Source organism: Streptomyces sp. NPDC053474, assembly GCF_044544845.1.
Classification (GTDB): domain Bacteria; phylum Actinomycetota; class Actinomycetes; order Streptomycetales; family Streptomycetaceae; genus Streptomyces.
This window is the reverse complement of record NZ_JBITXV010000007.1, coordinates 169277-185993: the sequence shown is the minus strand read 5'-3', so window position 1 is coordinate 185993 and position 16717 is coordinate 169277. Positions and strand designations below refer to the sequence as shown.

Annotated in this window: 15 protein-coding genes; 6 read left to right on the top strand and 9 right to left on the bottom strand. The window is 72.5% G+C overall.

Annotation, left to right across the window (positions count from 1 at the left end; translation table 11 throughout):
• Positions 1-5: 5 nt before the first annotated feature.
• Positions 6-1436 carry a pyruvate kinase gene (gene pyk / locus ACIG3E_RS18545; RefSeq protein WP_399617152.1) on the top strand — a complete coding sequence of 477 codons (1431 nt, stop codon included), beginning with the start codon at positions 6-8 and terminating at the stop codon, positions 1434-1436.
• Positions 1437-1501: 65 nt separating this feature from the next.
• Here pyk and ACIG3E_RS18540 read toward each other — a convergent pair whose 3' ends face one another.
• The 4 genes from ACIG3E_RS18540 to ACIG3E_RS18525 form a co-directional block, all read right to left on the bottom strand.
• Positions 1502-2899, bottom strand: a complete 1398-nt coding sequence (locus ACIG3E_RS18540; RefSeq protein WP_399617149.1) for a hypothetical protein — start codon at positions 2897-2899, stop codon at positions 1502-1504.
• Positions 2889-3464, bottom strand: a complete 576-nt coding sequence (locus ACIG3E_RS18535) for a DUF6114 domain-containing protein (protein ID WP_399617147.1) — start codon at positions 3462-3464, stop codon at positions 2889-2891. The genes ACIG3E_RS18540 and ACIG3E_RS18535 overlap by 11 nt, the downstream gene beginning before the upstream one ends.
• Before the next feature lie 209 nt (positions 3465-3673).
• Complete coding sequence (locus ACIG3E_RS18530) at positions 3674-4303, bottom strand: DUF6230 family protein (RefSeq protein ID WP_399617144.1); 630 nt, start codon at positions 4301-4303, stop codon at positions 3674-3676.
• A 705-nt stretch (positions 4304-5008) separates the two neighbouring features.
• Positions 5009-5977, bottom strand: a complete 969-nt coding sequence (locus ACIG3E_RS18525) for a tetratricopeptide repeat protein (RefSeq protein WP_399617142.1) — start codon at positions 5975-5977, stop codon at positions 5009-5011.
• 391 nt (positions 5978-6368) lie between these two features.
• Here ACIG3E_RS18525 and ACIG3E_RS18520 point away from each other — a divergent pair, with 391 nt between their 5' ends.
• Positions 6369-7013, top strand: a complete 645-nt coding sequence (locus tag ACIG3E_RS18520) for a TetR/AcrR family transcriptional regulator (RefSeq protein WP_399617139.1) — start codon at positions 6369-6371, stop codon at positions 7011-7013.
• A gap of 189 nt (positions 7014-7202) precedes the next feature.
• On the opposite strand, the gene ACIG3E_RS18515 is transcribed toward ACIG3E_RS18520, so the two are convergent.
• Positions 7203-8198, bottom strand: a complete 996-nt coding sequence (locus tag ACIG3E_RS18515) for a GDP-mannose 4,6-dehydratase (protein ID WP_399617137.1) — start codon at positions 8196-8198, stop codon at positions 7203-7205.
• Complete coding sequence (locus ACIG3E_RS18510) at positions 8195-9403, bottom strand: UDP-N-acetylglucosamine--N-acetylmuramyl-(pentapeptide) pyrophosphoryl-undecaprenol N-acetylglucosamine transferase (protein ID WP_399617135.1); 1209 nt, start codon at positions 9401-9403, stop codon at positions 8195-8197. The genes ACIG3E_RS18515 and ACIG3E_RS18510 overlap by 4 nt, the downstream gene beginning before the upstream one ends.
• A gap of 64 nt (positions 9404-9467) precedes the next feature.
• Here ACIG3E_RS18510 and ACIG3E_RS18505 point away from each other — a divergent pair, with 64 nt between their 5' ends.
• Both ACIG3E_RS18505 and ACIG3E_RS18500 read left to right on the top strand, forming a co-directional pair.
• Complete coding sequence (locus ACIG3E_RS18505; protein WP_399617132.1) at positions 9468-10220, top strand: response regulator transcription factor; 753 nt, start codon at positions 9468-9470, stop codon at positions 10218-10220.
• A complete protein-coding gene (locus tag ACIG3E_RS18500; RefSeq protein ID WP_399617129.1) occupies positions 10217-11617 on the top strand; it encodes a sensor histidine kinase in 1401 nt (466 codons plus the stop codon). The genes ACIG3E_RS18505 and ACIG3E_RS18500 overlap by 4 nt, the downstream gene beginning before the upstream one ends.
• Before the next feature lie 199 nt (positions 11618-11816).
• Here the strand turns inward: ACIG3E_RS18500 and ACIG3E_RS18495 are convergent, their stop codons facing one another.
• From ACIG3E_RS18495 to ACIG3E_RS18485, 3 genes are all read right to left on the bottom strand, one after another.
• Positions 11817-13517, bottom strand: coding sequence for a methylmalonyl-CoA mutase (locus ACIG3E_RS18495; RefSeq protein ID WP_399617126.1), 1701 nt, complete (start codon positions 13515-13517; stop codon positions 11817-11819).
• Positions 13518-13589: 72 nt separating this feature from the next.
• Positions 13590-13922, bottom strand: coding sequence for a DUF3817 domain-containing protein (locus ACIG3E_RS18490; RefSeq protein WP_399617123.1), 333 nt, complete (start codon positions 13920-13922; stop codon positions 13590-13592).
• A gap of 66 nt (positions 13923-13988) precedes the next feature.
• On the bottom strand, positions 13989-14498 hold the full coding sequence (locus ACIG3E_RS18485; RefSeq protein ID WP_138961873.1) for a MarR family winged helix-turn-helix transcriptional regulator: 510 nt from the start codon (positions 14496-14498) through the stop codon (positions 13989-13991).
• 381 nt (positions 14499-14879) lie between these two features.
• Here ACIG3E_RS18485 and ACIG3E_RS18480 point away from each other — a divergent pair, with 381 nt between their 5' ends.
• A complete protein-coding gene (locus ACIG3E_RS18480) occupies positions 14880-15905 on the top strand; it encodes a glycoside hydrolase family 6 protein (protein WP_399617120.1) in 1026 nt (341 codons plus the stop codon).
• 55 nt (positions 15906-15960) lie between these two features.
• Complete coding sequence (locus tag ACIG3E_RS18475; protein ID WP_399617118.1) at positions 15961-16713, top strand: 2-phosphosulfolactate phosphatase; 753 nt, start codon at positions 15961-15963, stop codon at positions 16711-16713.
• The last annotated feature ends 4 nt before the right edge of the window (positions 16714-16717 follow it).

Genomic DNA, 16717 nt, shown 5'->3' with positions numbered 1-16717 from the left:
CCCTCATGCGCCGTTCCAAAATCGTCTGCACCCTGGGTCCCGCCGTCGACTCCGAGGACCAGCTCGTCTCGCTGATCGAGGCCGGCATGAACGTGGCCCGCTTCAACTTCAGCCACGGCACGCACGCCGAGCACCAGGGGCGGTACGACCGCGTCCGGGCCGCGGCGGAGCGCACCGGTCGCGCCATCGGCGTCCTCGCCGACCTCCAGGGCCCGAAGATCCGCCTGGAGACCTTCGCCGAGGGCCCCGTCGAGCTGGTGCGCGGTGACGAGTTCACCATCACCGCCGAGGACGTGCCCGGCGACAAGTCGATCTGCGGGACGACGTACAAGGGCCTGCCCGGCGACGTCGCCAAGGGCGACCAGATCCTCATCAACGACGGCAACGTCGAGCTGAAGGTCGTCGAGATCGACGGCCCGCGCGTCAAGACGATCGTCGTCGAGGGCGGTGTCATCTCGGACCACAAGGGCATCAACCTGCCCGGCGCGGCCGTGAACGTCCCCGCGCTCTCCGAGAAGGACATCGACGACCTGCGCTTCGCCCTGAAGATGGGCTGCGACATGGTCGCCCTGTCCTTCGTGCGCGACGCGAACGACGTGAAGGACGTCCACAAGGTGATGGACGAGGAGGGCCGCCGGGTCCCCGTCATCGCCAAGGTGGAGAAGCCGCAGGCCGTCGAGAACATGGCGGACGTCGTGGCGGCGTTCGACGGCGTCATGGTCGCGCGCGGCGACCTGGCCGTCGAGTACCCGCTGGAGAAGGTCCCGATGGTGCAGAAGCGCCTCGTGGAGATGTGCCGCCGCAACGCCAAGCCGGTGATCGTCGCGACCCAGATGATGGAGTCGATGATCACCAACTCCCGCCCCACGCGCGCCGAGGCGTCCGACGTCGCCAACGCGATCCTGGACGGCGCGGACGCGGTCATGCTGTCGGCCGAGTCCAGCGTGGGCGCGTACCCGATCGAGACGGTCAAGACCATGTCGAAGATCGTCGCGGCGGCGGAGGAGGAGCTCCTCTCCAAGGGCCTGCAGCCGCTGGTGCCCGGCAAGAAGCCGCGGACGCAGGGCGGTTCGGTGGCCCGTGCCGCCTGCGAGATCGCGGACTTCCTCAACGGCAAGGCGCTGGTGGCCTTCACCAAGTCCGGTGACACCGCCCGCCGTCTGTCCCGCTACCGCGCGGCCCAGCCGATCCTGGCCTTCACCACGGACCAGGAGACCCGCAACCAGCTCGCGCTGAGCTGGGGCGTGGAGTCCTTCGTCGTCCCGCACGTCGACAACACGGACGCGATGGTCGAGCTCGTGGACGCCGAGCTGCTCAAGCTCAAGCGCTACAACGAGGGCGACACCATGGTCATCACCGCGGGCTCGCCCCCCGGCGTCCCCGGCACCACGAACATGGTCCGGGTGCACCACCTGGGCAACGGCTGCCGCGACTGACGTCGTTTCGACCGTACGAGGAGGGCGCCCCCGGCCGGGGGCGCCCTCCTCGCGTTCCGGGCGGTTCAGTCGGTGATCGACTGGTGCAGGCCGGGGATGGTGAGGTCGCCGCCGAACTGGCCCGCCTGCTGGACCTTCACGTCGGTGAAATAGATCAGCGGCAGGTTCAGGGGCGGCGGGTGCTCCGGGTCGAAGGTGACCGGGATCAGGCCGAACAGATTGCCCGAGATGCGTTCGGTGTACATCGTCGTGTCGCCGTTGCGGATCGTGGACATGGAGCCCTTGGCGGCCTGGACGTGGTACTTCTTGCCGCCCGGGCCGTCGACGATCTGGTGCAGGTCTCCGATGTCCGTGCCGCCGCTGATGATGTACTTCAGCGCCTGCTTGGTCTCGCCGTTGGGCATCTTCAGGTTCACGACGCCCTTGTAGTCGGCCCCCTTGAGCAGCAGGGAACTGGCCTCAAGGTGCCACGGCTGGTTCGGAATCGGCGCGGGCGACTGCTCGTCGTCGCCGTCCACCTTCTTCTCCACGACGCACGGGAACGGCTTCTTGCCGTTCTCGTCGGGAGCCATGGGGTCCTTCGACTCCTCCGGGTCGGCTTCGTCCTTCTTGCCGTCGGCGCCGTCGTCGGCCTTGTCCTTGGCCTTGTCGTCGGCCTTGCCGTCGGCCTTGTCGTCTGCCTCGTTCCCGGCCTCGTCCTTGGCCTTGTCGACGGTGTCCTCGACGGGCTTGGTGGCCCTGCCGTCGCGGCTGCCGTCGCCCTTGACCTCCTGGGCGACCTTGTCGTCGGCGCCGTCCTTGTCGTCCTCGCTCTGCGGGGACTCCTTCTCCGGCTCGTCCGGGGTCAGAAGGTCCTTGAGGGCGTCGCCGACGCCCAGCGGGTCCAGGGGGTTGGTGGGCTTGGACGGCTCCGACTCGGGGGCCTTGGTGTCGGCCTCGTCGCGCTTGTCCGTACCGGCGGACGGTGACGGCTCCCCCCGCTCGGGAGTCTCCGCGGACGGCGAAGGCGACGGCTTGTCCACGTCACCCTTCTCCTCGCCCTTCTTCTTCGCGTCCTCGGCCCGCTTCCGCGCGTCCTCGACCTGCTTCTTGCGCGCGGCCTCACGCTCGGCCTTCTCCGCGGCGGCCTTGTCGGCAGCGGCCTTGTCGGCAGCGGCCTTGTCGGCAGCGGCCTTGTCCCCGGCGTCCTTCTCGGCCTTCTCGGCGTCCTTGGACGGCTCGTCGGGGACCGTCACGCACGGCCCGTCCTGGAAGGGGTTCTCGGGCACGCCGGGCTTCGCCTGTGCAAGCTGCGGCGTCAGCCCCATCCCCATGAGGACGGCGGTGGGCATGGCCGCGAGGGCGATCGCCTTGCCGACGGGTACACGAGTCAACAGCGGCTTCTTGGGGGCCGCGTGGCGCGGCCCCGTTCTCACACGGGACGTGACCGCATCGGTCCCGCGGCGCACCTCGTCAGTCGGCACGGTGCCTCCCGTTCGTCCCGTTGCTCGGGCTCGTTCCTGACAAGTCATCGGTCGTGCCGCCCGCCCCGGGCGCCGCCTCGTGCGCGGCCCCCGCCGCCGCCTGAGGGACGCCACCGGCGAAGTTCCCGGTGCCCGGCGCCTTCGCGCGCCGTCTCACGGGCTTCTGTGGCTTCTCGTGCACCCAGGCCACGCCGAGCGCGCCGCCGACGAGGGCGAGCATGAAGCCCATGACGAAGCCGCCGAAGTTGGACACCACCAGGGAGACCAGGGCGAGCAGGATCGCCGCGACGCCCGCGAACACGCGGGACTGCGGCTGGAACCACATGGTCAGGCCGAGCACGACCAACAGCACGCCGATGATCAGCGATCCGGCCCCGGCGGTGGTCGCCATCCGGATGGTCAGTGTGCCGAGCGTGAGGTTCGCGTACGGGAAGTACATGATCGGGATGCCGCCGAGCAGCGTCAGCAGGCCACCCCAGAACGGGCGCTGACCGCGCCACCCTCGGAAACCCCGGCGCATCCGGCCAAGCTTGCTACCAAGGCCCACTTGCGCTTCGGCGCTCATGTCGTACAGCTCCTCGGGTATGGCGTTTGGTTCTGTGTGTCGGATGCGGGCACGGGGACCGCAGCTCGAAGAGGTGCGGCGCCCCCGCGCCCGGCGGTTCGGGGCGACGAGTGCGACTCAGACGGCACGTGCCTCGGCAGTGGCCTCAACTGCGGCTCGGTGAAGCGAAGCGGAAGAGTGAGGCTGGGGAGACCGAGGCGGCAACCGCCTCAGTAGCACTCGTGCTTGCCCTTCTTGACCGACATGTGCAGGCCGGAGAGCTTGAAGGTACCGGCGCTGGTGGCCCACGCGCGCTGCTTCACATCGGTGAAGCGCACCTTCTCGGCCTGCTGCGCGAACGAGTCCGGGACGTACTGCTTGCCCGGCTTGTCCTGCGGGTTCGGGCCGGGACCCTTCGTCGTGCGGTCGACCGAGACACCGATGTCGACGTTGGTGAACGTCGCGTTGGCGTGCAGGTCGTCGGCGTCGATGAAGAGGTTCTTGGCCCGGACGGGGTCACTGCCCTCGCCACCGGCCTTGAGCGTCATCGACACGTTGCCGAAGAGCGGGACCGGGACGACGACGGACTGGCAGAGATTGGTGATCTTCGCCGATTCCATGCCCACGACGGCGACCGGGTGCTTGCCCGAGTTGCCGACGTCCATCGCCCCGTACTGGACGAATCCCTTGCCCCTGAGGTCCTTGGCGGTCACCTTGAACTGCTGACCGGACACACTGAACGATGCCGCGAGCGCACCCTGTGAGAGGGCCACGCCTATCGCGGCGGTCGCCGCGACGCTCGGCACCATGACCACGGCGAACCGCTTCCATCTGGTTCCGCCACGAGCCACGGACTCCATGACTTTCCTCCTTCTCGGACGTACATCTCCGTCCCACTGGTCCCGAGGGGTCGGTTCAGCGGAGCGGGGATGGGAGAAGTGCTACGTCCTCGGTCAGGAGAGCGCCCGTGTCGCCAGGCACGCAGCGCGCCTGGGGCACCGGCGATCGCCCCCGAGCGACAACCACTGGTCGCGCCTGACTCATCACGCACAACCCTGCCGGGACAGGCCCTGCCGCAGCCAAGGGCAGAGACCCCCCTGTCCCAGACCGGCGACGGCGCCGCCGGCCTACTCGGTGGGGACCCAGAAAACCCGTCTCCCGACTGGCCGTCGGGCTGCGGGCAATGGACCGAGCGTGGCCGATCGTGGTGCATTCTCGGCGCCCGCACAAGGGGGTTCATTACTCGCCGGTAACGGTCGGATAACCGAAGCCTGACGGCCTGGCGTCGATCAACGACACACGGTGGTTTCAACAGACCGGAATGATCCGGATATTGACGAACAGAAGTGGACAGAATTCCACCTCGGACTTACTCCAAGTAACAGTGGCCGCGTTTGCCAAGATTTGGCAAAACGCGGCCACTGCGGCACGACGGGGACTGACTTTTCACTTGGACACCACGAGCCCCGGCCCGAGGTGACCGGTCAGCGGACGGATCGCCGGGCAGGCCGGGGCAAATCCGGCGGAATACCGGACTCCGGGCACCTCCGCGCCCGGAGCGCGGCTCAGAAGAGCACGCGGGCGAGCGCCGTGCGCGCCGCCGTCACGCGCGGGTCGTCCGCGCCCACCACCTCGAAGAGTTCGAGCAGCCGCACCCGGGCGGCGTCCCGCTCCTCGCCCGCCGTGCGCCGGACCGTCTCGACGAGCCGCCCGAAGGCGTCCTCGACGTGCCCGCCGACCAGGTCGAGGTCGGCCGCCGCGATCTGCGCGCGGGCGTCGCCCGGCTTCTCGGCGGCGTCCTTGCGGACGGCCGCCGGGTCCATGTCCTGGACGCGGAGCAGGAGTTGGGCCTGGGCGAGGCCGAGCTTGGCCTCGGTGTTGGCGGGGTCGTCGCTCAGCACGTTCTCGTACGCCCGGACGGCTCCGCCCAGGTCGCCCGCGTCCAGGGCCTGGACGGCGGCCGCGAGCGCGGCGTCGTGCGGCCCCGCGGGCACGGGCGCGGGCCGCGCGTCTTCGGAGGCGTCCGCGTCGACGGTCAGGCCGGTGAGCCCGAAGCGCTCCTCCGCGACCTGCACCAGCTGGTCCAGGGTCTGGCGGATCTGCGCCTCGGGGGCCGCGCCCTGGAACAGCGGCAGGGCCTGGCCCGCGACCACCGCGAACACCGCGGGGATGCCCTGCACGCCGAACTGCTGCATCAGCATCTGGTTCGCGTCGACGTCGATCTTCGCGAGCAGGAAGCGGCCGTTGTACTCCTGCGTCAGCCGCTCCAGGAGCGGGCTGAGCTGCTTGCACGGCTCGCACCACTCGGCCCAGAAGTCGATGACGACGGGCACTTCGGTGGACCGCTGCAGTACCTCGCGCTCGAAACCCGCCTCGTCGACGTCGATGACGAGACTCGCGGGGGTGACGGCCCCGCCGCCGCCCTGCCGCGCCGCTTCGGCGCGCGCCTGCTCCGCCTTCGCCTTGGCCTCCTGGGCCGCCTTCACCGCGGCGAGGTCGACGACTCCGCTCATGGACATGTTCCGTGGCTGCATGAGTACATCCTCCCCCAAGCCGTGCGGGAACCGCGCCCGCCCGTCTTCCGCCACCGCGCTTCCAGGGAAGTCGCTTCGCTCCCTCATCCGCTCGCGGTCCCCCGCCGGATTGCGGGGCCGACCGGACGGACCCGGGCGCGGGTCCCGAGGAGGACCGTTCGTACCGTGTGTCGCGCGGGGTCCCCACCCCGTGCTCGTGGTTGCCGCCCTGGGGCGGTAGAGGTTCGCTCGCAGCGCCTCGCCGCCGGACGTGGCCGTACGGCCTCCGTGCGCGGCTTTCGCTACGGGTCGTAGCGTAACTGCATCCGGTCCGGCCCGGCACGGGGCCCCGAGTGATCTCCCTCACTCCCGGCTGGCCGCCGTGGTCGTACTGGCCGGTATGGTCGCGGGCATGCAGAGCCGCAGTACACCGTCCGCACGCTCCGGAGGCCGCCCGCGCAGCGCCGAGGCGGACGCCGCCATCCTCGAAGCGACCCGTGAGGCCCTGATCGACCTCGGCTGGACGAAGCTGACCCTCGGGGACGTGGCGACGCGGGCCGGGGTCGCCAAGACGACCCTCTACCGGCGCTGGGCGGGCAAGAGCGAGCTGGTCGTGGACGCGGTGGCGGAGCTCTTCGACGAGCTCGAACTGCCGGACAGCGGCAGCCTCGCCACGGACATCGAGAGCGTGGTCCTGCAGTTCGCGGCGCTGCTCGGGCGGCCCGAGACGAAGACGGCCCTGATGGCGGTGGTCGCGGAGTCCACGACGGACGCCCCGTTGCGGGAACGGGTCCGGGGCTCCATCGTCGAGCGGCAGAAGCGGCTCGTGCTCGAGGGGAGGCAGCGGGCGCAGGCCCGGGGCGAGTTGCCCGTCGAGCCCGACGCGATGGCTGCCGCCCGCACCGCCGATCTCATCTTCGACGTCATCGCCGGGGCCGTGGTGCACCGGGCGCTCGTCAGCGCCGAGCCGGTCGATACGGCCTGGGCCCACCGCTTCACCCTCCTCCTCCTGGGCGGCCTCTCCGCGACGTCTGGCCGGGGGCCTGACACGCCCTAGCCGCGGCCCGGCCCTGGCTCCCCCACTCAAAGGACCGCGCTACCGCGCTCGTCCTCAAACGCCGGACGGGCTCCAAAATGACGAACGACGGCGTGAGAGCCGCTAGGTCGGGGCCCGGCCAGGTCGCTGGGGCAGGTACGGGGGGAGTGGGTGGGTACAGACCCGCCGCGGCAGCGGCGGAGCCCGGGGTCAGACCTGGTAGCGGGATGGGGCGAAGAGGGCGAGGTTGGCCTCGACCCAGGCTGAGGTGTGGCGGAGGCCCTCCTTGAGGGAGACCTCCGGCGTCCAGCCGACCCACTCCCGGGCCCGGGAGTTGTCGGAGACGAGCCGCTCCACCTCGCTCCCGGCGGGCCGAAGCCGCGCGGGATCGACCACGACCCGAGCCACCCGCCCGCTCGCGGCGACCAGCGCGTCCGCCAGCTCCCCGATGGATATCTCCCGCCCGACCCCGAGGTTCACCACGTGCCCGAGCGCCCGCTCGCTCTCGGCCACGGCGAGGAACCCGCGCGCGGTGTCGGTCACGTACGTGAAGTCCCGCGTCGGCGTGAGGGAGCCGAGCTTGATCTCCCGCGCCCCGGAGTGCAGCTGCGCGAGGATCGTGGGGATCACGGCCCGCGCGGACTGCCGCGGCCCGTACGTGTTGAAGGGCCGCACGACCGCCACCGGCAGCTCGAAGGCGTGCCAGTGCGAGAGCACCGCCATGTCGGCGCCGATCTTCGAGGCGGAGTACGGGGACTGCGGCTGCAGCGGGTGGCTCTCGCTGATCGGCACCGCCCGCGCGGTCCCGTACACCTCGCTCGTGGACGTGTGGACGAGCCGCCGCACCGCGTGCCTGCGGCAGGCCTCCGCGACGTTCTCGGTGCCGACGACGTTCGTCTGCACGTACGCGCCCGGAGAGTCGTACGAGTACGGGATGCCGATGAGGGCCGCGAGGTGGAAGACGGTGTCGCAGCCGGCGACGGCGTCGGACACGCGCCCGGGGTCGCGGACGTCACCGGCGAGGAACTCGACCCTCGGGTCGCCGAGCAGATGGGCCAGGTTCCCCTTCTCCCCGTACGGCTTGTAGTGCACGAAGGCGCGGACGCGCGCGCCGCGCTCCAGGAGCAGGTCGACGAGGGTGGAGCCGATGAAGCCCTCGGCGCCGGTGACGAGGACGGTGCGGTCATGCCAGTCGAAGGAGGTCATGCGGCGTTCTCCCAGTGGGTGGAGGGGCGGTGGGCGGAGGGGTCCGCCCGGTGGGCGAGGTCGAGGACGCGCGCCGCGAGCAGGTCGGCGGCGCGGGCGTGCGGCCCCGGGTCGGCGGCTTCGCTCATCGCGGCGAGCCGGGCCGGGTCGTCGAGGAGCGGCCCGGTGAGGTCGGCGAGCCGGTCGGCGGTCACCTCCGCGTCGGGCAGGAGGAGGCCCGCGCCCGCGTCGGACAGGACCCGGGCGTTGTGGGTCTGGTGGTCGCCGGGCGCGTGCGGATAGGGCACGAGGACGGCGGGCACCCCGGTGCTGGCCAGTTCGGCGACGGTCGCCGAACCCGCGCGGCACACCACCAGGTCGGCGGCGGCGTACGCGAGGTCCATCCGGTCCAGATAGGGCACGGCGCGGGCGACGGCGTCGCCACCGTCGTACGCGAGCCGCGCCCGCGCCTCGTCGAGCGCGGCGGGCCCGGTCTTGATCAGCAGCTGGACGTCGGCGCGGTGGCGCCAGCGCGCGGCGAGCGCGAGCGCGGCCCCGGTGAGGCGGGCCGCGCCCAGGCTGCCGCCGTTGAAGAGGAGCAGCCGCGCCCCGTCCGGCACCCCGAGCGCGCGGCGGGCGTCGGCGCGCAGCGCGGCCCGGTCCAGGCGGGCCAGGGCGGCGGCGATGGGCATGCCGGTGGTGTGGGCGCGGTGGCCGCCGGGCAGGTGGGCGCGGCTGCGGTCGAAGGCGACGGCGATGTGCGGGGTGAGGCGCGCGGCGAAGCGGTTGGCGCGGCCGGGGACGGCGTTGGACTCGTGGATGAGGCTGGGCAGGCCCGCCATCCGGGCGCCGACGACGACGGGGGCGCTCGGGTAGCCGCCCATGCCGACGGCGACGTGGGCGCCCTGCTCGCGCAGGATGGCCCGGCACTGGGCGCCGGACTTCAGGAGGGCCGCGGGCAGCAGGTAGCGCTTGGCTCCGAGCGCGGGGTCGAAGGGGATCATGTCGACGGTGTGCAGGCGGTATCCGGCCTCGGGGATGAGCCGGGTCTCCAGGCCCCGCTCGGTGCCCACGAACGAGACCACGGCGTCCGGCACGGCCCGGCGCAGGGCGTCGGCGAGGGCGAGGCCGGGGTAGATGTGCCCGCCGGTGCCGCCCGCGCCGATCACGACGGACAGGGGCCCGGGCGGCCTTGGCACGGTGGCGGAGGTGACGGTTGGCTTCATGCCGACTCACCGTCCACGCCCGCTCTAAGAGGGTTTTAAGAGCCGTGTTTGGCACCTTGGGTGCATGAACGAGATCAGGCAGAGAGCGGAGGCGGGGCGCCCGGGGGCCGCGCCGCGCGGACCGGCCGCCAAGGTGCTCGTCGTCGACGACGACCCCGAGGTGCGGGCCGCCGTGGAGGACGCGCTCACCGTCGAGGGCTATCGGGTCCGCGGGGCCGGGGACGGCCAGCAGGCGCTGGCCGCCGTGGCCCGGTGGGAGCCGGGTCTGGTGGTGCTCGACGTGATGATGCCCGTCATGGACGGGCTCGCCGTCTGCCGTCAGCTGCGGGCGGCGGGCGACCGCACCCCGGTCCTTGTCCTGACCGCCCTGGACGCGGTGAGCGACCGGGTCGACGGGCTCGACGCGGGCGCCGACGACTACCTGGTCAAGCCCTTCGCCCTGGACGAGCTGGCGGCCCGGGTGCGCGCGCTCCTTCGCCGCGCGGCGGCGGAGGCGGGCGATCCCGGCGGCGCCGGGGACGAGCTGACGTACGGGGACCTGACCCTGGACCCGCGCACCCGCACCGGCCTGCGCGGCGGGCGCCGCGTCGAGTTCAGCCGCACGGAGGCCACGCTCCTCGAACTCCTGCTGCGCAACGCGGGCCAGGTCCTGCCGCGCGAGCTGATCCACGAGGCGGTGTGGGGGCGCGACTTCGGGCCCGACTCCAACTCCCTCGCGGTGTACGTCGGCTATCTGCGCCGCAAGCTGGAGTGCGGCGGCGAGACCCGTCTCGTGCACACCGTGCACGGCGTCGGCTACCGGCTCGGCTCGCCGTGAGCGCGGCCCGGCGCGCCCGCCGTGCCCTCGGGGCCCGCTGGCGGCGGCGCCGTCCGCTGCGCACCCGGCTCGCGGTGGCCGCGTCCGCCGCGGTGGCGCTGGTCGCGATCTGCGTGTGCACCGCGTCGTTCTTCGTACTCCGCTACAAGCTGTACCAGCAGCTCGACCAGAACCTGGCCCAGTCCGCGACCCTGGCCGCGCAGCAGCACCGCGCCGAGGACCGCAACTACGGCGTCCTCGCGGGCGAGTGCCGCTACCTGGGCGCTCCGGCCTGCGCCCAGGTCGTCCCCGCCGCCCAGGCCGACGACCCGAAGAAGCCGTACCTGCTCCCCGTGAACCGCTCCACGCGCCGGGTCGCGGCAGGCCAACTTCCCGCGTACTACTCGAACTTCACCCTCCCAGGCGGCAAGCCGGGGCGGATGCTCACCACCCCGCACGGCAAGGGCACCGCCGTGCAGGTCGCCCTGCGCGCCGACATCGCCGAGCGCGGGGTGCGGCAGACCGCCGCGATCCTGTCCGCGGTGGGCGGCGCGGGCGTCCTGCTCTCCGCGCTCGGCGGCTACTGGGTCTCGCGGACCGGCCTCGCGCCGGTCGCCCGGCTCACCGCGACCGCCGAGCGCATCGCGGCGACCCGGGACGCCCGGCACCGCATCGAGCTGCCGCCGGGGCCGCCGGGCCGCGAGGACGAGGTGACGCGCCTGGCCGCCACGTTCAACACGATGCTCGCCGAGCTGGAGGAGTCCGTCGCGGCCCGCCGCCGCCTCGTCGCCGACGCCTCGCACGAGCTGCGCACCCCGCTCACCGCGCTGCGCACGAACGCCGAACTGCTCGCCCGGGCCGATCTGTTGAACGCGGCCCAGCGGGACCGGGCCTCGGGCGCGCTCGCCCGTCAGCTGCGCGAGGTGACCGGGCTCGTCAACGACCTCATCGAGCTGGCCCGGGACGAGGAGCCGCGGCCGCTCCTGGAGGAGGTGCGGATCGCGCCCCTGGTCGAGCATGTCGTGAGCGCGGCGCGCGAGCACTGGCCCGCGATCGTCTTCACGTACGACACCGCTCCCGGCGCGGCCGCCCTCACCCTGCCCGGAGTCCCCTCCCGGCTCGCCCGCCTGGTCACCAACCTCCTGGACAACGCGGCGAAGTTCAGCCCGCCCGGGGCGGCCGTCGAGGTCTCCCTCTCCCCCACCGAACTGGCCGTCCGCGACCACGGTCCCGGCATCGCTCCGGAGGACCTCCCCCACGTCTTCGACCGCTTCTACCGCGCCGAGAAGGCCCGCGCCCTCCCCGGCTCCGGCCTCGGCCTGGCCATGGCCCGCCAGATCGCCCACGCCCACGGAGCCGACCTCCACGCGGAAGCGGCCCCTGGCGGAGGCGCCCTCTTCCGCCTGACGTGGCCGTAGCCCTCGCGGTGCGCCCCAGACCCGCCCCTTCCCGATCCGGGGGCTGCGCCCCCGTGCCCCCGTTTGTCGGCGCTCCGCGCCTCGTCCTCAAACGCCGGACGGGCTACAAGTAGCCCCTCCGGCGTTTGAGGAGCGGGGGTCTGGGGGCGGAGCCCCCAGGAATCGGGAAGGGGCGGGCCTGGGGCGCCACCCGCGAGGGTCAGAAGCCCGCAGGCTCCGTATACACCCCCCACTCCTCCCGGAGGACCCCGCAGATCTCCCCAAGCGTGGCCTCGGCCCGCACCGCGTCCAGCATGGGCCCGATCATGTTGGACCCGTCCCGCGCGGCAGCGATCATCGCGTCCAAGGAGGCCCGCACCTTCGCGTCGTCCCGGAGCCCCTTGCGGTCCGCGAGGACACGCACCTGCTCCCGCTCCACCTCGTGGCTGACGCGCAGGATCTCCAGGTCCCCGGTCACGGACCCGTGGTGGACGTTGACGCCGACGACCCGCTTGTCGCCCTTCTCCAGGGACTGCTGGTAGCGGAAGGCGGACTCGGCGATCTCGCCGGTGAACCAGCCGTCCTCGATGCCGCGCAGGATGCCGGAGGTGATGGGCCCGATGGGGTGCTGCCCGTCCGGGTGGGCGCGCAGCCCCCGCTCCTTGATCTGCTCGAAGATCTTCTCGGCGTCGGCCTCGATGCGGTCGGTGAGCTGCTCCACGTACCAGGAACCGCCCAGCGGGTCCGCGACGTTGGCGACGCCGGTCTCCTCCATCAGGACCTGCTGGGTGCGCAGCGCGATCTCCGCGGCCTGCTCGCTGGGCAGCGCGAGGGTCTCGTCGAGGGCGTTGGTGTGCAGGGAGTTGGTGCCGCCGAGCACGGCGGCGAGGGCCTCGACGGCCGTGCGCACGACGTTGTTGTACGGCTGCTGGGCCGTCAGGGAGACGCCCGCGGTCTGCGTGTGGAAGCGCAGCCACTGCGCCTTGTCGGTCCTGGCGCCGTACACCTCCTTCATCCAGCGGGCCCAGATCCGGCGCGCGGCGCGGAACTTGGCGATCTCCTCGAAGAAGTCGACGTGGGCGTCGAAGAAGAAGGACAGGCCGGGCGCGAAGACGTCCACGTCGAGCCCGCGGCTGAGGCCGAGCTCCACGTACCCGAAGCCGTCGGCCAGCGTGTACGCCAGCTCCTGCGCGGCCGTCGCGCCCGCCTCGCGGATGTGGTAGCCGGAGACGGAGAGCGGCTTGTACGCGGGGATCTCGCGGGCGCAGTGCTCCATGAGGTCGCCGATGAGGCGCAGGTGGGGCTCGGGCTCGAAGAGCCACTCCTTCTGGGCGATGTACTCCTTGAAGATGTCGGTCTGGAGCGTGCCGTTCAGCACGCTCGGGTCGACACCCTGGCGCTCGGCGGCGACCAGGTACATGCAGAAGGCGGGGACGGCGGGGCCGGAGATCGTCATCGACGTCGTGACGTCGCCGAGCGGGATGTCCTTGAACAGGACCTCCATGTCGGCGGCCGAGTCGATGGCGACGCCGCAGTGGCCGACCTCGCCGAGGGAGCGCGGGTCGTCGGAGTCGCGGCCCATCAGCGTCGGCATGTCGAAGGCGACGGAGAGGCCGCCGCCGCCCGCGGCGAGGATCATCTTGTACCGCTCGTTCGTCTGCTCGGCGTTGCCGAAGCCGGCGAACTGGCGGATGGTCCAGGTGCGGCCCCGGTACCCCGTCGGATAGAGGCCGCGCGTGAACGGATATTCGCCCGGCCATCCGATCCGTTCGAAGCCCTCGTACGTGTCTCCGGGCCGGGGCCCGTAGGCAGGCTCGACCGGGTCACCGGAGAGCGTCGTGAAATCGGCGTCGCGCTTCTTCGCGGCGTCGTACCGGGCCTGCCAGCGACGGCGGCCCTCCTCGATGGCGTGAGCGTCCATGCGTCCAATTTACTTGGACGTCCTAGTAAATGTCGATGGCTGACCGCCACGGGACGCCCCGTGGCGGTGCGGTTACGCCTTGGCGATGACGGGCGACCCGTCGCTGAGCAGCGGCTCCACCTCGCGCACGACCTTGCGCTCGACGAAGAACGCCGCCGTCGGGATGGTGCCGGACACCAGGATCCACAGCAGCTTGCCGAACGGCCACTTCGCCTTGGAGCCCAGGTCGAAGGCGAAGATCAGATAGATGATGTAGAGGACGCCGTGGACCTGCGAGACGACGAGCGTCAGGTCCTCGCCCTTCTCGAAGCCGTACTTCGCCACCATGCAGGCGCAGAGGATGAGGAGCATGACGGCGGTGACGTAGGCCATCACCCGGTAGCGGGTCAGCACGCTGCGTTTCATGGCTATGAGCGTAACCGTCCGGTTTACGCGATCTTCGGCCGCCCTACGGGGTGCCGCGCCCCGCGCTCACTCGTCCGCGAAGTCCTGCGCGGCGACGCGCAGCGGCCGCAGCATCGCGAAGATCTCGCCGCACTCCTCGGCGTCGTACACACCGAGGCCGAAGTCCATGGCCATCAGCTCGCGGGTGGCCTCGTCGACGACCTCGCGGCCCTTGTCCGTGATGGAGGCGAGGGTGCCGCGGCCGTCCTTGGGGTTCGGGCGCTTGTCGACCAGGCCGGAGCGGACCAGGCGGTCGACGGTGTTGGTGACGGAGGTGGGGTGCACCATGAGGCGCTCGCCGATCTTGGACATCGGCAGCTCGCCCGCCTTGGAGAAGGAGAGCAGCACCAGGGCCTCGTAGCGCGCGAAGGTCAGTCCGTACGGCTTGACGACCGCGTCGACCTCGGCGAGCAGGATCTGCTGGGCGCGCATGATGGAGGTGATCGCGCCCATGGCGGGCACGGACCCCCAGCGCTGCTTCCAGAGCTCGTCGGCGCGGGCGATCGGATCGAAGGGGAGACTGAGCGGCTTCGGCACAGCGTCGACCTTAGCCGCCGGGCCCAGGCCGGTCAGCCCCAGTCTCACGATGCGGCAGCGCGTTCGCTTTCCGGGCCGCGCGCCCCGGTCAGAGGGCGCCCGGACACCTCCGGCGCACCCGGCGCGCTGCCCCGGACCTCCCCACACAGCAGACCACCCCGAGCCCCGGGCCCGGCTCCTCGGCCGGGGCCGCGCCGCTGTCGTCACCGCGCACGCCGCTCGGTATCGCGCTAGCCCAGGGCGGCTGACGCGTCGGGGGTCCCACGGGCGGCTGACGCCCGGGGGCGTCGGCGGTGTCGCGCGCCCGGGCGATTAATCCCTTATGTCACGATTGCCGCGCGCCCACCCGTACGTCACGTCACCGTCGCCCTAGGGGGCTGGATGCACCGGCTGCTCCGTACGTTCACGGCACTCACGGCCGTCGCCGCCTTCGGGCTCGCGGCGGGGTGCTCGTCCGGGCCGGGCTCCGGCGGCTCCGGCGGCTCCGGCAAGAAGGAGGCCGCGCCCCCTACGGGCGCGAAGGCCGCCTCGCACTCCTTCTGGGTGGACCCGCAGAGCGCGGCCGCCCGGCAGGTGCGCCGGTGGACGGAGGAAGGCCGCACCCGGGACGCCGAGGCGCTGAAGCGGATCGCCGAGCAGCCGATGGCGGTGTGGCCCGCGGGCGACGACCCGGCCCCGGACATCCGCGAGGCCACCGCGGGCGCCGCCCGGGAGGGGCGCACGGCCGTGCTCGTGGCGTACAACATCCCGCACCGCGACTGCGGACAGCACTCCGCGGGCGGCGCGCCCGACGCCGGGTACTACCGGCAGTGGCTCGGCTCCTTCGCCGCCGCCATCGGGGAGAGCCCGGCCCTGGTGATCCTGGAGCCGGACGCGATCCCGCACATCGTGGACGGCTGCACGCCGGGCCAGTACCACGAGGAGCGCTACCAGCTGCTCTCCGAGGCGATCCAGCGGCTCAAGCGGCAGCCGCGCGTCAAGGTCTACCTGGACGCGGGCAACCCCGGCTGGATCGCCGACGCCCGCAAGCTGACGCAGCCGCTGCGGCAGGCCGGTGTCGACGCGGCCGACGGCGTCTCGCTCAACGTCTCCAACTTCCAGAGCGACGAGACCACCAAGGCCTACGGCCGCACGCTGTCCGGAACCATCGGCGGCAAGCACTTCGTCATGGACACCAGCCGCAACGGCCGGGGCCCGCTCGCGGGCGACCGCCAGGACGCCTGGTGCAACCCGCCGGGCCGCGGCCTCGGCACCCCGCCCACCGACAGGACCGGCGACCCGCTGCTCGACGCCTACCTGTGGATCAAGCGGCCCGGTGACTCCGACGGCCCGTGCCGTGGCGGCCCCGCGGCCGGGCAGTGGTGGCCCGACTACGCGCTCGGGCTCGTCCGCAACGCGAAGGCCTAGCCCGCCCGCTGATCACTCTGGCCAAAGTGCCCCGGGGCTGGCAGCCTCGGGGCACATGCGCGAGGACTTGTCGCAAGCGGGCTACGGCATTCGGTTCGAGTGGGGCCCGGCCGGGGCGAAGCAGCTGGCACCGGCCGTGTCCTACCTGGTGGTCGTCGACGTACTGTCCTTCACCACGTCGGTGTCGGTCGCGGTGGAGGCCGGGGCGCGGGTCTTCCCCTACGCATGGCGGGACGAGAGCGCCACGGCGTTCGCCCGGCAGCTGGACGCGAGCCTGGCGGTCGGGCGGCGCGCGGTGACCGCGGCGACCCCGTGGTCGCTGTCCCCCGCGGCCCTGCGGCGCGCCCCGTTCACCGAGCGCCTGGTGCTGCCGTCCCCGAACGGCTCGGCGATCGCCGCCGCCGCGGGCGGCGCGGACGTGGCCGCCGGGTCGCTGCGCAACGGCTCCGCCGTGGGGCGCTGGCTCGCCGGGCAGGGCCTCGGCACCGCCGAGCGGCCCGTCGGGGTGATCGCGGCGGGCGAGCGGTGGCCGGACGGCACCCTGCGGCCCGCCGTCGAGGACCTGCTCGGCGCGGGCGCCGTGATCGCGGCCCTGCGCGAGCACGGCGGCACCGGGCTCTCGCCGGAGGCCGCCGCGGCCGCGGCCGCGTTCGCCTCGGCCGTGGACGTCGGGGCGGCCGTCGCGGACAGCTCCTCCGGCCGGGAGCTGGCCGACGACGGCTTCGCCGACGACGTGGCCGTCGCGACGGAGCTGAACGCGAGCACCCAGGTCCCCGTCCTGCGGCACGGGGCGTTCGTGCCCGCGTGAACCT

Bases quoted from the DNA above. Each gene is read 5' to 3' on its own strand.
- ACIG3E_RS18475 (WP_399617118.1), top strand. From the start codon at position 15,961: ATGCGCGAGGACTTGTCGCAAGCGGGCTACGGCATTCGGTTCGAGTGG.
- pyk (WP_399617152.1), top strand. From the start codon at position 6: ATGCGCCGTTCCAAAATCGTCTGCACCCTGGGTCCCGCCGTCGACTCC.
- ACIG3E_RS18535 (WP_399617147.1), bottom strand. From the start codon at position 3,464: ATGAGCGCCGAAGCGCAAGTGGGCCTTGGTAGCAAGCTTGGCCGGATG.
- ACIG3E_RS18505 (WP_399617132.1), top strand. From the start codon at position 9,468: ATGAACGAGATCAGGCAGAGAGCGGAGGCGGGGCGCCCGGGGGCCGCG.
- ACIG3E_RS18520 (WP_399617139.1), top strand. From the start codon at position 6,369: ATGCAGAGCCGCAGTACACCGTCCGCACGCTCCGGAGGCCGCCCGCGC.
- ACIG3E_RS18510 (WP_399617135.1), bottom strand. From the start codon at position 9,403: ATGAAGCCAACCGTCACCTCCGCCACCGTGCCAAGGCCGCCCGGGCCC.
- ACIG3E_RS18515 (WP_399617137.1), bottom strand. From the start codon at position 8,198: ATGACCTCCTTCGACTGGCATGACCGCACCGTCCTCGTCACCGGCGCC.
- ACIG3E_RS18530 (WP_399617144.1), bottom strand. From the start codon at position 4,303: ATGGAGTCCGTGGCTCGTGGCGGAACCAGATGGAAGCGGTTCGCCGTG.
- ACIG3E_RS18525 (WP_399617142.1), bottom strand. From the start codon at position 5,977: ATGCAGCCACGGAACATGTCCATGAGCGGAGTCGTCGACCTCGCCGCG.
- ACIG3E_RS18490 (WP_399617123.1), bottom strand. From the start codon at position 13,922: ATGAAACGCAGCGTGCTGACCCGCTACCGGGTGATGGCCTACGTCACC.
- ACIG3E_RS18495 (WP_399617126.1), bottom strand. From the start codon at position 13,517: ATGGACGCTCACGCCATCGAGGAGGGCCGCCGTCGCTGGCAGGCCCGG.
- ACIG3E_RS18480 (WP_399617120.1), top strand. From the start codon at position 14,880: ATGCACCGGCTGCTCCGTACGTTCACGGCACTCACGGCCGTCGCCGCC.